General features: G+C 70.7%; 12 protein-coding genes. 9 read left to right on the top strand and 3 right to left on the bottom strand.

Features of this window, described 5'->3' with window-relative positions:
- Positions 1 to 242 precede the first annotated feature (242 nt).
- From flhA to AC1DTW_RS02170, 6 genes are read left to right on the top strand one after another with little or no spacing between them, the layout of a single operon-like run.
- A complete protein-coding gene (gene flhA / locus AC1DTW_RS02195) occupies positions 243 to 2,327 on the top strand; it encodes a flagellar biosynthesis protein FlhA (RefSeq protein WP_477978669.1) in 2,085 nt (694 codons plus the stop codon).
- Positions 2,324 to 3,811, top strand: coding sequence for a flagellar biosynthesis GTPase FlhF (gene flhF / locus AC1DTW_RS02190; RefSeq protein ID WP_477978667.1), 1,488 nt, complete (start codon positions 2,324 to 2,326; stop codon positions 3,809 to 3,811). The genes flhA and flhF overlap by 4 nt, the downstream gene beginning before the upstream one ends.
- 43 nt (positions 3,812 to 3,854) lie before the next feature.
- Positions 3,855 to 4,646 carry a MinD/ParA family ATP-binding protein gene (locus AC1DTW_RS02185; protein ID WP_477978665.1) on the top strand — a complete coding sequence of 264 codons (792 nt, stop codon included), beginning with the start codon at positions 3,855 to 3,857 and terminating at the stop codon, positions 4,644 to 4,646.
- Positions 4,647 to 4,663: 17 nt separating this feature from the next.
- Positions 4,664 to 5,377 carry an RNA polymerase sigma factor FliA gene (locus AC1DTW_RS02180; RefSeq protein ID WP_477978663.1) on the top strand — a complete coding sequence of 238 codons (714 nt, stop codon included), beginning with the start codon at positions 4,664 to 4,666 and terminating at the stop codon, positions 5,375 to 5,377.
- A gap of 14 nt (positions 5,378 to 5,391) precedes the next feature.
- Positions 5,392 to 6,741 carry a methyl-accepting chemotaxis protein gene (locus tag AC1DTW_RS02175; RefSeq protein WP_477978661.1) on the top strand — a complete coding sequence of 450 codons (1,350 nt, stop codon included), beginning with the start codon at positions 5,392 to 5,394 and terminating at the stop codon, positions 6,739 to 6,741.
- A 5-nt stretch (positions 6,742 to 6,746) separates the two neighbouring features.
- Positions 6,747 to 7,499: a class I SAM-dependent methyltransferase gene (locus AC1DTW_RS02170; protein WP_477978659.1), complete on the top strand. Its 753-nt coding sequence runs from the start codon at positions 6,747 to 6,749 to the stop codon at positions 7,497 to 7,499.
- Positions 7,500 to 7,503: 4 nt separating this feature from the next.
- On the opposite strand, the gene argH is transcribed toward AC1DTW_RS02170, so the two are convergent.
- On the bottom strand, positions 7,504 to 8,928 hold the full coding sequence (argH, locus tag AC1DTW_RS02165; protein WP_477978657.1) for an argininosuccinate lyase: 1,425 nt from the start codon (positions 8,926 to 8,928) through the stop codon (positions 7,504 to 7,506).
- 65 nt (positions 8,929 to 8,993) lie between these two features.
- Here argH and AC1DTW_RS02160 point away from each other — a divergent pair, with 65 nt between their 5' ends.
- Together AC1DTW_RS02160 and AC1DTW_RS02155 are read left to right on the top strand one after the other, a co-directional pair.
- Positions 8,994 to 10,103, top strand: a complete 1,110-nt coding sequence (locus AC1DTW_RS02160; RefSeq protein ID WP_477978655.1) for a sensor histidine kinase — start codon at positions 8,994 to 8,996, stop codon at positions 10,101 to 10,103.
- A 10-nt stretch (positions 10,104 to 10,113) separates the two neighbouring features.
- Positions 10,114 to 10,905 (top strand): LytR/AlgR family response regulator transcription factor, encoded by a 792-nt coding sequence (locus AC1DTW_RS02155; protein WP_477978653.1) that lies wholly within the window; start codon positions 10,114 to 10,116, stop codon positions 10,903 to 10,905.
- Between the two features lie 16 nt (positions 10,906 to 10,921).
- Here the strand turns inward: AC1DTW_RS02155 and AC1DTW_RS02150 are convergent, their stop codons facing one another.
- Both AC1DTW_RS02150 and ppc read right to left on the bottom strand, forming a co-directional pair.
- Positions 10,922 to 11,167 carry a hypothetical protein gene (locus AC1DTW_RS02150; RefSeq protein ID WP_477978651.1) on the bottom strand — a complete coding sequence of 82 codons (246 nt, stop codon included), beginning with the start codon at positions 11,165 to 11,167 and terminating at the stop codon, positions 10,922 to 10,924.
- 9 nt (positions 11,168 to 11,176) lie between these two features.
- A complete protein-coding gene (ppc, locus tag AC1DTW_RS02145; protein ID WP_477978649.1) occupies positions 11,177 to 13,999 on the bottom strand; it encodes a phosphoenolpyruvate carboxylase in 2,823 nt (940 codons plus the stop codon).
- A 137-nt stretch (positions 14,000 to 14,136) separates the two neighbouring features.
- Between ppc and hemC the strand changes: the two genes are divergently transcribed.
- Positions 14,137 to 15,084: a hydroxymethylbilane synthase gene (gene hemC / locus AC1DTW_RS02140; RefSeq protein WP_477978647.1), complete on the top strand. Its 948-nt coding sequence runs from the start codon at positions 14,137 to 14,139 to the stop codon at positions 15,082 to 15,084.
- Positions 15,085 to 15,091 lie beyond the last annotated feature (7 nt).

The raw sequence follows: 15,091 nt of genomic DNA, 5'->3' as shown, positions 1-15,091 counted from the left end.
TCCGGTTGCGGCCGGCCGATGCATCGCCTGCACTGGCTGCGCGATCCGCACGGCAATCGCGTCGCGCGCGGCACGTTCAGGGCCGGGCAAGCGGTCTCCGGGCTCGACCACGCCCGGCCCAGGCGCCGAAGTGGCTGCGCTTCACCCCTCTTATCCGGCTCAAGTTTCAGGGCCGTCCCGGAACAATGGCGCAGCACCTCCCGGTGCGTCCCGCCACCCCGCTTCCGGAGCTTCCGACCGACATGAACCCGTTGCAGCAGTTGCAAGCCTGGCTCGGCCCGAACGCGAAGGCGATCCGCTCGATGGCGGCGCCGCTGGTCGTCGTGATGATCCTCGCGATGATGGTGCTGCCGTTGCCGCCGTTCGCGCTCGACCTGCTGTTCACCTTCAACATCGCGATGGCGCTGATGGTGATGATGGTCGCGGCCTACATGGTCAAGCCGCTGGACTTCGCGGCGTTCCCGTCGGTGATCCTGCTGACGACGCTGCTGCGGCTGTCGCTGAACGTCGCGTCGACCCGCGTCGTGCTGCTCGAGGGCCACACCGGCGCCGGCGCGGCGGGCGCGGTGATCGAGTCGTTCGGCCACTTCCTGATCGGCGGCAACTTCGCGGTCGGCCTGATCGTGTTCGCGATCCTGGTGGTCATCAACTTCATCGTCGTGACCAAGGGTGCCGAGCGCATCGCCGAGGTCGGCGCGCGCTTCACGCTCGATGCGATGCCCGGCAAGCAGATGGCGATCGACGCCGACCTGAACGCCGGCCTGATCGACGACAAGGAGGCGAAGCGCCGGCGCGCCGAGGTCGGCGACGAGGCCGAGTTCTACGGCTCGATGGACGGTGCCAGCAAGTACGTGCGCGGCGACGCGATGGCCGGCCTGCTGATCCTGTTCATCAACATCGTCGGCGGCTTCGTGATCGGCGTCGCCCAGCACGACCTCAGCGCCGCGCAGGCGGCGAACAGCTACATCCTGCTCGCGGTCGGCGACGCGCTGGTCGCGCAGATCCCGGCGCTGCTGATTTCGGTCGCCGCGGCGATGGTCGTCTCGCGCGTCGGCAAGGGCGAGGACGTCGGCAGCCAGATCGCGGCCCAGGTCTTCAGTTCGCCGAAGGCCCTGGGCATCACCGGCGGCGTGATTGCGCTGCTCGGCGTGATCCCGGGCATGCCGAATGTCGTGTTCCTGTCGCTCGCGGCGGGCTTCGGCTACGCGGCGTGGTGGATGCACCAGCGCGACAAGCGCGCCGCCGAGACGCCGCCGCCGCGCCCGGCCGAGGCCGCGCAGGCCAACCCCGAGGCGACCTGGGACGACCTGATGCCGGTCGACACGCTCGGCCTGGAGGTCGGCTACCGGCTCATCGCGCTGGTCGACAAGGCGCGCCAGGGCGACCTGCTCGGCCGCATCAAGGGCGTGCGCAAGAAGTTCGCGCAGGACGTCGGCTTCCTGCCGCCGCCGGTGCACATCCGCGACAACCTCGAGCTCAAGCCCAGCGCCTACCGCCTGACCCTGCGCGGCGCGGTCGTCGGCGAAGGCGAGGCCTATCCCGGCATGCTGCTCGCGATCAACCCGGGTGGCGCGACGACGCAATTGATCGGCACGCGCACCACCGACCCGGCGTTCGGGCTGCCGGCGGTCTGGATCGAGGAGCGCCAGCGCGAGTCGGCCCAAATGGCCGGATTTACGGTTGTTGATTGCTCGACCGTCGTGGCGACGCATCTTTCACACTTGATGCAACTTCACGCGGCCAAATTGCTGGGCCGCGTCGAGACCCAGCAGCTCGTCGAGCACGTGACGAAGCTGGCCCCGAAACTGATCGAAGACGTGGTCCCCAAGATGGTTGGCATCGCCGCACTGCAAAAGGTTCTGCAGCTTCTTCTCGAAGAAGGCGTGCACATCCGCGACATGCGCTCGATCGTCGAGAGCCTGGCCGAGACCGCCGCGACCGTCACCGACCCGGCCGAACTGGCGCGCCGCATCCGCATCCACCTGGCGCCGAGCATCGTGCAGCAGATCTACGGGCCGGTGCGCGAGCTCGAGGTGATCGCGCTGGAACCCGAGCTCGAGCGCCTCGTCACGCAGGCCCTCAATTCGCCGCACGGCGCGGCGCTCGACCCCGGCGTGGCCGAGACGCTCGCGAAGAGCGCCGCGGATTCCGCAAAGCGCCAGGAAGACCTGGGCCACCCGGCCTGCCTGCTGGTGCCCGACATGATCCGCGCGCCGATGGCGCGCCTGCTGAAGCGCGCCGCACCACGTCTGCGCGTGCTCGGCCACAGCGAGATTCCTGAAACGCATTCGATCCGCATCGGTTCGATCATTGGAGCCCACTCATGAACGTTCGTCGCTTTACTGCGCGCACTTCGCGCGATGCACTCGTTCTGGTGCGGCAGGCCCTGGGCGAGGACGCGGTCGTGCTGTCCACCAAGCCGTCGGTCGATGGCGTCGAGGTGCTCGCGATGGCGCCCGAGGGCATGAAGCAGATCGAGCGCATGGCGGCCAAGACGCCGGCCGCCGCGGCGCCCGCCAGGCCGGCGCCGGTGCACAGCGAGGTCGATGTCGACGTGGCCCAGCTGTCGATGAGCACGCTGTCGTTCCAGGACTATGTGCGCGAGCGCATGCTGCGCCGTCGCCAGGCATCGATGACCACCGAATCGCCCTCGCCGCAGACGCCGGCGCGCGACGAGCCGCGTGTCGCGGCGGCGCCCGCGCCGGAGCGCGCCAGCGTGCTCGAGCAGCGCATGAGCGTGCCGGCAGCGCCGGTGCTGCGCGAGGCACCGCCGGTCGCGCAGAGCTACGCGCCGGCGCTCGCCGACCTGCAGCCCGAGCCATCGGCGAACCACGCCGCGTCGCGCCGCGACCAGGAAGACATGATGAGCGAACTGCGCTCGATGAAGGGCCTGATCGAAGAGCGCTTCGGCGCGCTCGCCTTCATGGAGAAGCTGAATCGCCAGCCGGCGCAGGCACGCCTGACGCAGAAGCTGCTCGACTGCGGCTTCTCGCCGGCGCTGATCCGCAAGATCGGCGACAGCCTGCCGATGGACGTGAGCGACGAGGCCACCTGGGCCGCCAACGTGCTCGAACGCAACCTGCTGACGGCCGACGCCGAAGCCCCGCTCGAAGACCAGGGCGGCGTCTACGCGCTGGTCGGCGCGACCGGGGTCGGCAAGACCACCACCACCGCGAAGATCGCCGCGGCGTTCGCCGCCAAGTACGGCGCCGCGAACCTCGGCCTGATCACGCTCGATGCCTACCGGATCGGCGCGCACGAACAGCTGCGCGCCTACGGCCGCATCCTCGGCGTGCCGGTGCACACCGCGCACGACCGGGCCTCGCTCGAAGACCTGCTCGAGCTGCTCTCGGCCAAGAAGATGGTGCTGATCGACACCGCCGGCATGGCGCAGCGCGATGCGCGCACCCGCGAGCTGCTCGACATGCTGAGCCACCGCTCGATCAGGAAGCTGCTCGTGATCAACGCGGCCTCGCAGGGCGAGACGATCGAGGACGTGATGATCTCGTACCACGCCGCGCTGTGCGCCGGCGTCGTGCTGTCGAAGATGGACGAGGCCGTCAAGCTGGGGCCCGCGCTCGACGCGCTGATTCGCATGAAGCTGAAGGTGATCGGCGTCGCGAACGGCCAGCGCGTGCCGGAAGACTGGCATCGCCTGTCGGCCAACGCGCTGGTGCACCGGGCGCTGCGCGCCGGCGGCAGCAGCGCCTACAAGCTCGACGCGAGCGACGTCAGCCTGATTTTCACCGCGCCGCTCGGCCAGAGCGCGCGCCCCGACGCCCGCACGGCGCGCCCCGCGCTGCACGCCTGATTCCGACGCGCCGATGAACCGCTCTTCAGCCGCGACCACCCCCATGTCACGCTCCATTCCGCTCGACCAGGCCGATGGCCTGCGCCGCCTCTTCGCCCACTCGCGCGTGTGCCTGCTGCCCGTCGTCTCGAACCCGAACGTCGCGTTCGGCGGCGTGATGCTGGAGCGCCTGTGCACCGCGTTCGCCGAGCACGGCAAGCACACGCTGGTCGTCGACGCCGCCGAGCGCGCGAGCCCGCACAGCGAGATGGCGCTGCTCGATCTCGCCGCCTGCGTCGAGCCGCTGTCGGCGCGGGTCTCGTACCTCGCGGCGCGCGGCCTGCCGCTGCGCTTCGTCGATTCGACCGGCTCGACCGCGGCCTTCCTGCAGGCGGCGATCGAGGCCGCGCCGCAGTGCGACGTGGTGCTGGTGCACGCCAGCGCCTCCGACCTGTGCCGGCTGTTCGCACGCAGCCCCGATCTGGAGCGCGTACGTCCCTTGCTGCTCGCCGACGACCGGCCCGCGAGCGTGACCCACGCCTATGCGGCGATGAAGCTGCTGACGCAGCGCGCCGGCCTGGTCGTGCACGACCTGCTGCTCGGCGCCGCGAAGCACTCGCCGCGCTCGGAGCGCATCGCGATGCAGATCGCCACCTGCGCCGACGACTTTCTCGGCGCGGTGCTGCGCGACTGGGTCCAGATCGACCCGGCCTGCGATGCCACCGAGGCGCCGACCCCCGAACTGCGCCGCCTGGTGCGCGAGCAGCTGCGATCGGCGCACGGCGACGCACTGCACGCGGCGCCGCCGCACCCGATCACGAACGCTGGAGCCGAGCTCGCATGGGCCCACAACTGAATTCTTCGGAGCAATCCATGTACACCGCCAAAGGCCAGCTGGATCTGAACTCGACCTTGAAGCAGTACAGCCCGCTGGTGCGCCGCCTCGCGCACCAGATGATCGCGAAGCTGCCCGCCAACGTCGAGATCGACGACCTGATCCAGGTCGGCATGATCGGCCTGGCCGACGCGCTGAGCCGCTTCGACGCCGCGCAGGGCGTGCAGTTCGAGACCTTCGCGACGCAGCGCATTCGCGGCGCGATGCTCGACGAGCTGCGCGGCAACGACTACCTCTCGCGCGGCACCCGCAAGCAGCAGCGCACGATCGAATCCGCGGTGCACAAGCTAGAACAAAAGCTCGGCCGCGCGCCGGCCGAGAGCGAGATCGCGAAAGAGATGGGCACGACGCTGACCGAATACCAGGAACTGCTCGGCAAGGTGCGCGGCACCCAGCTCGTCTACCTCGAGGACATGTCCGGCGACGAGGGTGACAACGACTTCCTCGACCGCCATGTCGGCGACGAGGAGAGCAACCCGCTCGCGCAGCTGCAGGACCACCGCATGCGCGAGGCGCTGGTCGAGGCGATCAAGGTGCTGCCCGAGCGCGAGCAGTACGTGATGAGCATGTACTACGAGCACGACATGAACCTGAAGGAAATCGCCGCGGTGCTGAAGGTGACCGAATCGCGCGTCTGCCAGCTGCACAGCCAGTCGATCGCGCGGCTGCGCGTGAAGCTGCGCGCCTACTGACGCCGGAGCATCCGATGCTGCTGACGCTGAAGCGGGCCCCGAAGGCGACGATCGACCCGGTCGACCCGGTCACGCTCACCGCGCAGCCCGATCTGGACGCGGCGATCCGCACGATCGGCCAGCAGGCCTCGACGATCGGCCGCGAATCCGCCGAGGTGCGCGGGCTGCTCGACGACACGACCAAGGCGTCGGAGCGCGGCGTGGTCGCGGTGGCCGCGCTGACGGCGCAGGTCAAGGACATCAATCGCGCACAGGCCAGCATCGGCAGCGTCTCGACCGCCGGGCTCGGCGCCGTCGAGCGCGTGCGTATCGCGGTCGAAGGCGTCGGTCGCGAGGTCGGCGACGTGGTCTCGACCTTGCGCGATGTCGCGCAGGCGGCCGAGAGCATCTCGCAGATCGCGCTGCAGACGAGGCTGGTCGCGTTCAACGCGTCGGTCGAGGCGAAGCGCGCCGGCGACGCCGGGCGCGGCTTCGGCGTCGTCGCCGATGCGGTGAAGGACCTGGCCGGCAAGGTCGAGTTCTCGTCGAAGGAGATCATGCGCACGGTCGGCGTGCTCGACAAGCGCATCGACGCGCTCGCGCGCGAGATCCGCTTCGACGAAAACGCCGCGCAGCGTGGCGAGTTCCATGCCGCGCTGGCCGATGTGCAGGGCGCCGTCACGAGCATCATCCAGGCTGCCGAACAGAGCCGCACGATCTGCGCCGGGCTCGATTCGCAGATGGTCGGCATCGCCGCCGAGATGGCCCAGACCGGGCGGGCGCTCGGCGCCGCGATGAAGCGCAGCGAGGCCTTTCTCGGCGTCTCGGAGCACCTGATCGAGCTCGTCGCCGAGTGCGGCATCGAGACCGAGGACACGCCCTACATCGACGCCGCGATCGCCGCGGCGCAGCAGATCGGCACGCTGCTCGAGGAGGCGGTCGCGAACGCCGCGATCCCGCTCGCGAGCCTGTTCGACGAGGCCTACCAGCCGATGCCGAACACGAACCCGCCGCAACACACGACGCGCTTCGTCGCGCTCGCCGACAAGCTCTTTCCGCAGGTGCAGGAGCGCATGCTGGCGCTGAGCCCGAAGGTCGTGTTCTGCATCGCGGTGGACCGCAATGGCTATGTCGCGACGCACAACCGCACGTACAACCAGCCGCAGCGCGGCGACCTCGCGTGGGACAGCGCGAACAGCCGCTACCGTCGCATCTTCAACGACCGCACCGGCCTGGCCTCGGCGCGCAACGAGCGCCCGTTCCTGCTCCAGACCTACCGTCGCGACATGGGCGGCGGCAGCTTCGTCGTGATGAAGGAAGCGGCCGCGCCGATCCGCGTGACCGGCCGGCACTGGGGCGGCCTGCGCCTCGCGTTCAAATTCTGAAGGCCATGATCTGGCCCCTGCCGGCCCTGCTGGCCTGGGCCCTCGGCTGGGTCGTGTTCGCGTTGCTGCGCTCGGTCGACGCGCCGCTCGCGGTCGCGATCGCGGCGGCCGTTGCGCTGGGTGCCGCGCTCAGCGTGCTCGGCAGCACGCCATGGCGGCGCCTCTTCGTCGCCGCCGGGTTTCCGTTGTCGCTCGCGGTCTCGGGCATCGCCGGTGCGCTGCCGGCATGGGGCTGGCTGCTGCCGCTCGTGCTGCTGGCGCTCGTCTATCCCATCAATGCGTGGCGCGATGCGCCGTTGTTCCCGACGCCCGCCGGTGCGCTGCAGGGCCTGGCGCAACTCGCGCCGCTGGCGCCGGGCGCACGCGTGCTCGATGCCGGCTGCGGCCTCGGCGACGGCCTGCGCGAGCTGCGCCGCGAGTACCCGGGCGCCGCGTTGCACGGCCTCGAATGGAGCTGGCCGCTGCGCCTGCTGTGCGGCTGGCGCTGCCGCTTTGCGACACTGCGGCGCGGCGACATCTGGGCCGCGGACTGGTCCGGCTACGACCTGGTCTACGTCTTCCAGCGCCCCGAAAGCATGGACCGCGCGGCCGAGAAGGCGACGCGCGAATTGCGGCCCGGCGCGTGGCTCGTCAGCCTCGAATTCGACGCACCCGGTTTCGCGGCGACGAAGGTGATCGAGTGTCCTGACGGCCGGCGCCTGTGGCTCTACCGCGTGCCGTTCCGCGCCCGGCCTGCGTTGTCGCCGCTGCGCGACTGAGGGCTCAGGCCGGCCGTGCCAACCGGGCGCGGTGCCGCACGACCTGCGCGCGCACCTGCGCCGGCGCCGTGCCGCCGAGCACGCCGCGTGCGTTCAGCGAGCCGCGCAGGCTCAGCACCGCGTAGACATCGTCGGCGATCAACGGGTTGAACGACTGCAGCGTCGCCAGCGGCAGCTCGGAGAGATCGAGCCCGCGCTGGATCGCGAGCTTGACCGCATGCGCGACGACCTCGTGCGCGTCGCGGAACGGCAGGCCCTTCTTGACGAGGTAGTCGGCCAGGTCGGTCGCGGTCGCGTAGCCGCGCGAGGCCGCGCGCTCCATCGCCTCGGGCTTCACGGTGATGCCGGCGACGAGCTCGATGAAGATGCGCAGCGTGTCCTTCAGCGTGTCGACGCTGTCGAACAGCGGTTCCTTGTCTTCCTGGTTGTCCTTGTTGTACGCCAGCGGCTGGCCCTTCATCAGGGTCAGCAGGCCCATCAGGTGGCCGACGACGCGGCCGGTCTTGCCGCGGGCAAGTTCGGGCACGTCGGGGTTCTTCTTCTGCGGCATGATCGACGAGCCGGTGCAGAAGCGATCGGCCAGGTCGATGAAGCCGAAGTTCTGGCTCATCCACAGCACCAGCTCTTCGCTCAGGCGCGAGAAGTGGATCATGCACAGCGCCGCGGCCGACGTGAACTCGATCGCGAAATCGCGGTCGCTGACCGCGTCGAGGCTGTTCTGGCAGATGCAGGCGAGGCCCGAGTCGTCGACCATCCCGAGCGTGCGCGCGACGCGCTCGCGGTCGAGCGGGTAGCTCGTGCCGGCCAGCGCCGCGGCGCCGAGCGGCAGCCGGTTGGTGCGCCGGAACACGTCGGCCATGCGCTCGGCGTCGCGCGCGAACATCTCGACGTACGCGAGCAGGTGGTGCCCGAAGCTCACCGGCTGGGCCACCTGCAGGTGCGTGAACCCGGGCAGGATCACCTCGGCGTTCTTCTCGGCGACCTCGACCAGCGCGCGCTGCAGCTCGGTCAGCAGCCCGGCGATCGCGCCGATCTCGTCGCGCAGCCACAGGCGCACGTCGGTCGCGACCTGGTCGTTGCGCGAGCGGCCGGTGTGCAGCCGCTTGCCGGCAGCGCCGACCAGGCTGGTCAGGCGCGCCTCGATGTTCAGGTGCACGTCCTCGAGATCGAGCTTCCACTCGAAGCGGCCGGACTCGATCTCCTCGGTGATGGTCTGCATGCCGCGCTGGATCGCGGCGTGGTCGTCGGCCGAGATGATCTGTTGCGCCGCCAGCATCTCGGCATGCGCGAGGCTGCCGGTGATGTCGGCCTTCCACAGGCGCTGGTCGAAGCCGACGCTGGCGGTGTAGCGCTTGACCAGCTCGCTCATCGGCTCCGAGAACAGGGCCGACCAGGCTTCAGATTTTTTGTCGAGTTGGTTGGAGGACATCGGTGCTGCGCTGGACAATGCGGGTCTCGGATTCTATCGAGGCCACCGTTCCCGCCCCTTCAGCGATGCCAGCACGCCCGCCGACACCCGCTACGCCCGCCGCCGCGCCCACACGGCCCGGCGAACTGCGCACGAGCGGCTTCGGCACGACGCTGTTCGACGCGCTCGCCCCGGTCGATGCGGCGGCGGTGGCCCCGGTGCCGGGCTCGGTCTTCGATGTCTGCCACGTCGGCGTCGTGCTGCGGGCGCTGCTGTTCGTGCACGGCGTGCTGGCGATCGGCGTGCTGTTCGGCGCCAGTTCGTTCGCCGGCTGGGTCGCGGCGTTCGCGGCGGGGTCGAGCGTCGCGCTGCCGGCGGTGCTGCTGTGGCTGTTGGTCGCCTGCGCGGGGCGGCGGCCGTTCGGCCGCCTGTCGCGCGCCGGGCAGTGGGGTGTCGCGCTCGTGCTCGGGGCGGCCAGCGGAGCGGCCGGCTCGGCGCTCGGCTGGCTGGCCGCCGGCGACCCGCTCGGTACGCCGACGTGGCTCGCGCCGGCGCTGGCCGGCGCCGCGCTCGCGGGCGCGGTGTTCCAGTGGCTGCAGTTGCGCACGCAGGCGCTGCTGCCGGCCGACACGACCGCGCGGCTGGCCGAACTGCAATCGCGCATCCGCCCGCACTTCCTGTTCAACACGCTGAACACCGCGCTGGCGCTGGTGCGCCACGACCCGGCCACGGCCGAGGCGGTGCTCGAGGACCTGGCCGAGCTGTTCCGCGTCGCGATCACCGAGAACCCCGTGTCGGTCTCGCTGGCCGAGGAGGTCGAGCTCGCGCAGCGCTACCTGGCGATCGAGCAGGTCCGCTTCGGCGGCCGCCTGCAGGTGGTCTGGGAACTCGACCCCGATGCCGGTGCCGCGCGCGTGCCGCCGCTGCTGCTGCAGCCGCTGGTCGAGAACGCCGTGCGCCACGGCATCGAGCCCGACGCCGCGGGCGGTGTGATCCGCGTGCGCACGCGCGTCAAGCTCGGCCGCGCGCTGGTCTCGATCGTCAACAGCGTGCCGGCCGCGGGCTCCGAGCCCGGCAACGGCATCGCGCTGCGCAACGTGCGTGAACGCCTGCGCCTGATGCACGACGTCGCGGCGCAATTCGAGACGCGCCGCGAAGCCGACGTGTTCCGGGTGCAGATCGTGCTGCCGCTGTGAGGGCCCCGCCATGACATTGCGTGTCCTGCTCGTCGACGACGAGGATCTCGCGCGGCTGCGGCTGCGCGGGCTCGTGCACGACAGCGTCGAGCCGAAGGCCAGCGTCGTCGGCGAGGCGGCGAACGCGGCGCAGGCGCTCGCGTGGCTCGCCGAACAGCGCTGCGACCTGATCCTGCTCGACGTGCAGATGCCGGGCCGCGACGGCATGCAGCTCGCGGCCGAACTGAAGCGCCTGGCCGATCCGCCCGCCGTCGTCTTCGTCACCGCGCATGCGCAGCACGCGCTGCATGCGTTCGATCTCGACGCGATCGACTACCTGACCAAGCCGGTGCGGCGCGAGCGCCTGCATGCCGCGCTGCAGCGCGTCGCGCAGCGGCTCGCGCTGCGGCGCGAGGCCGCGTCGGCCCCCTCGGCCGCAGGCCCCGGCGCATCCGATGACACGCCGACGATCGTCGTCACCGATCGCGGCCGCGTGCTGCGCGTGCCGCTCGCCGAGGTGCTGTACTTCAAGGCCGAGCTGAAGTACGTGACCTTGCGCACCGCCGACCGCAGCTACGTGCTCGACGAGGCGCTGTCCGACCTCGAACAGCGCCTCGGCGAACGCTTCCTGCGCGTGCACCGCAACGCGCTCGTCGCGCGCAGCGCGGTGCGCGCGCTCGAGCGACATGCGATCGCCGGCGAGGGCGACGAAGAGGGCGGCGAGGGCTGGGCCGTGCGCATGGCGTCGGTCGACGAATGGCTCGCAGTCTCGCGGCGCCAGGTCGCCGCGGTGCGCGAGGCGCTGGTGGCGGCCGGGCGTTGAGCAACGCCGCCGTGCGCTATCCCCGGTCCATGAACAACCCCGCGCACAGCGCGAGACCGACGGCGTACACCAGCCAGGTGCGCGAGATCGCGTACGGGTAGAGCATCAACGCGACGCCGATCCACAGCGTCACCGGCTTCGCGCGCCTGCGGCCAAAGCGAAACGCCGCGAAGCCGATCAGTCCGAAGACGATGGCGCCGAAGAGGTAGGCCGGGCCCGGGAGCTCGAAGCCGAGCGACTGCAGTGGCGGCAACGCGTCCATGCGTGCCGTTCAACCGGTGTTGCGCAACCCGGCCGCGACACCGTTGATCGAGATGTGAATTCCGGTCTGCACCCGCGCGTTCTCCGGGTCGCCTTCCTTGCGCTGACGGTAGCGCCGCATCAGTTCGACCTGCAGGTGGTTCAGCGGGTCGAGGTACGGAAAGCGGTGCTCGATCGAACGCGCCAGCGACGGGTTCGACGCGAGGCGGTTCTTCTCGCCGGTGATCAGCGTGAGCGCGTCCGAGGTGGCCTGCCATTCGGCCTTGACCAGCGCGAAGATCTTCTTGCCCAGGCGCTTGTCTTCGACGAGCTCGACGTAGCGCGCCGCGATCGCCAGATCGCTTTTCGCGATGACCATGTCGAGGTTCGACATCAGCGTGCTGAAGAACGGCCACTGCTTGTGCATCTTCTGCAGCAGCGCGAGGCGCTCCTTGCGCTGCTTCGGCTCGGCGCCGAGGTACGCGGCGATCGCGGCGCCGAAGCCGCACCAGCCCGGCAGCGCGACGCGGCACTGGCCCCAGCTGAACGACCACGGGATCGCGCGCAGGTCCTCGATCGCGCGCGTGGCCTTGCGCGACGCGGGGCGCGAGCCGATGTTGAGCTCGGCGATCTCGCGGATCGGCGTCGCGCTGAAGAAGTATTCGGTGAAGCCGGGCGTCTCGTAGACGAGCTTGCGGTAGGCCTTGAAGCTGGCGTCGCTGATCGCGGCGGCCGCGTCGAGAAAGCTCTTCGGCGCGCTCTTCGTCGGGCGCAGCAGCGTCGCCTCGAGCGTCGCGGCGACGAGCGTCTCGAGGTTGCGCCGGCCGATCTCGGGGTGCGCATATTTCGACGCGATCACCTCGCCCTGCTCGGTCAGCCGGATCTGCCCGTTCACGGTGCCGGGCGGCTGCGCGAGGATCGCCTGGTAGCTCGGGCCGCCGCCGCGCCCGACGGTGCCGCCGCGGCCGTGGAACAGGCGCAGCGTGATGCCGTGCTGCTGGCGCAGCGCGCCGAACAGCTCGACCAGATCGATCTCGGCGCGGTAGAGCTCCCAGTTGCTCGTGAAGCTGCCGCCGTCCTTGTTGCTGTCGCTGTAGCCGAGCATGATGTCCTGCTCGGCGCCGCTGCGCCGGGTCATCTCGGCGATGCCGGGCAGCGCGTAGAACGCGCGCATGATCGGCGCCGCGTTGCGCAGGTCGCCGATGGTCTCGAACAGCGGCGAGACGATCAGGTCGGAGGTTGCGCCGCCGTCGTCGTCGAGCGTGCCGCGCAGCAGGCCGACCTCCTTCAGCAGCAGCATCACCTCGAGCAGGTCGCTCACGTCCTCGGTGTGCGAGATGATGTAGTGGCGCAGTGCCTCGCGGCCGTAGCGCTGCAGCATCACGACCGCAGCCTCGAAGATCGCGAGTTCGCCGACCGCGTGCTCGCTGTAGGCGGCAGCGCGCACGCGCAGCGGCCGTGCGTCGTTGAGCTGCTGCATCAGCAGCGTGCGGCGCGCGGCCTCGGTCAGCGCGCTGTAGTCGGCCTCGACCCTCGCGACGCGCAACAATTCGGCGACGACCGCCTCGTGCTTGTCCGAGCTCTGGCGCAGGTCGACCGTCGCGAGGTGGAAGCCGAACACCTGCACCGCGCGCATCAGCGGCTGCAGGCGCGGGCTGGTCAGCGCCTGCGCATGGTGCGCGGCGAGCGAGGCGTCGATGACCTTCAGGTCGGCGAGGAACTCGTCGGCCGACGCGTACGGATTCTGCGGCGCCACCGCATGGCGCAGTGCCTCGGTGCCGGTGAAGAGCTCGAGCGTCGCGGCCAGGCGTGCGTACATGCCGATCAGCGCGCGGCGATAGGGCTCGTCCTTGCGGTGCACGCTGTGATCGGGCGAACGCGCGGCGAGCGCGAACATCTCGGGCGTGACCGGCGCGAGCGTCGCCGAGATCGAGAGTTCGGCGCCGAGCTCGTGCACCTCGGTCAGGTAGAAGCGCAGCACGGTTTCGGCCTGGCGCGCGAGCGCCATCTGCAGCGTCTCGGCGGTCACGAAGGGGTTGCCGTCGCGATCGCCGCCGATCCAGTTGCCCATGCGAAAAAACGGCGCGATCGGATGCCCGGGCAGGGCGCTCTCGAGCTCGCGGTACATCTTCGGGATCTGGCGCAGAAAGGTCGAGCGGTAGTACGAGAGCGCGTTCTCGATCTCGTCGGCGACCGTCAGCTTCGCGGTGCGCAGCATGCGCGTCTGCCAGATCTGCGTGACGCGGGCGCGGATCAGCGATTCGTTCTCGGCGCGCTCGCGCTCGGTCGGCAACGCATCGCGCTGTCCGACCAGTTCGGCGATCGTGCGCTCGGCGTCGAGGATGCTCTTGCGCTGCACCTCGGTCGGGTGCGCGGTCAGCACCGGCGAGATGTAGGCATGGGCCAGCGTCTTCGCGATCTCGGCGGCGCGGATGTCGGCGCGCGCCAGGCGCTCCAGCGTCATCGTCAGCGAGCCTTCCTGCAGGTGGCCCTGGCGCTCGTGGTGGTCGCGCCGGCGCACGTGGTGGCGATCCTCGGCGATGTTGGCGAGGTGCGAGAAGTAGCTGAACGCGCGGATCACGCTGACGGTCTGGTCGCCCGACAGGTTCTTCAGCAGCCGGTCCAGCGCGCGGCCGGCCTGCGCGTCGCGCTTCAGCCGGTACGACACCGACAGCTTGCGCACGCGCTCGACGAGCTCGAACGCCTCCTTGCCCTCCTGCTCGCGGATCACGTCGCCGAGGATGCGGCCGAGCAGCCGGATGTCGTCGACCAGCGGGCGGTTCTTCTCGGCCGCATCGGCGCTGGCGCTGCGCTTGCGTGCGGGCGGGGTGGACGCGCTTCCGGCTGTTGCCATGCTGACCTCGGTCATGTAATTCGGTTACGGACTGGCGCATGCTAGCAGCGTCGGCGTGGCGGCCTGCCGCGGCGCCGCGGCATATCAGTCATGCCGCAGGAGCCGATGCAAGAGGCGCGCCTGCTAGCATCCGATGCATGGCTGAGACCACCCTGATTGCCACCCGCGAAAGCCGCCTCGCGCTGTGGCAGGCCGAGCATGTGCGCGCGCTGCTGATGCAACGCTTCGGCCTGCGCGTCGAGCTGCTCGGGATGACGACGCGCGGCGACCAGATCCTCGACCGCACACTGTCGAAGGTCGGCGGCAAGGGCCTGTTCGTGAAGGAGCTCGAGACCGCGCTCGAAGAGGGCCGCGCGCAACTCGCGGTGCATTCGCTGAAGGATGTGCCGATGGACCTGCCGCCCGGCTTCGAGCTCGCCGCGGTGCTGGAACGGGAGGATCCGCGCGACGCGTTCGTCTCGCCGCGCCATGCGTCGCTGGCCGCGCTGCCGCAGGGTGCGAAGGTCGGCACCTCGAGCCTGCGGCGTGTCGTGCAGCTGCTCGCGCTCCGGCCCGACCTGGATGTGCAGCCGCTGCGCGGCAACCTGGATACGCGCTGCGCCAAGCTCGACGCCGGCGCCTACGACGCGATCGTGCTGGCGGCCGCGGGCCTGAAGCGGCTCGGCCTGGCGCCGCGCATCGCCGGCTGGTTCGAGCCCGAGGCGATGCTGCCCTGCGCCGGGCAGGGCGCGCTCGGCATCGAGGTGCGCAGCGACGCGCACGCGCTGCGCGCGCAGCTCGCGCAGCTGACGCATCGCCCGACCTGGCTCGCGGTGCAGGCCGAGCGCGCGGTCTCGCGTGCGCTCGGCGGCAGCTGCAGCATGCCGCTCGCCGCGCACGGCGTATGGCATGGCGCGACGCTGACCTTGCGCGCCGTGCTCGGTCACGCGCAAACCCCGCTCGCGCCGCTGCTGCGGGCGCAGGCGAGCGCGCCGGTGCTGACCGACGAGCAGGCCCGCGCGCTCGGCGAGCACGCCGCGCAGACGCTGCGCGACGCCGGCGCCGGCGACTACCTCGACGCCGCCGCGCCGGGGCCGACGCGCTGAACGCGCG

It is taken from the genome of Rhizobacter sp. P5_A1 (assembly GCF_056400745.1).
The sequence above is the reverse complement of the archived record's forward strand: the minus strand, read 5'-3'. Positions and strand labels throughout refer to the sequence as shown.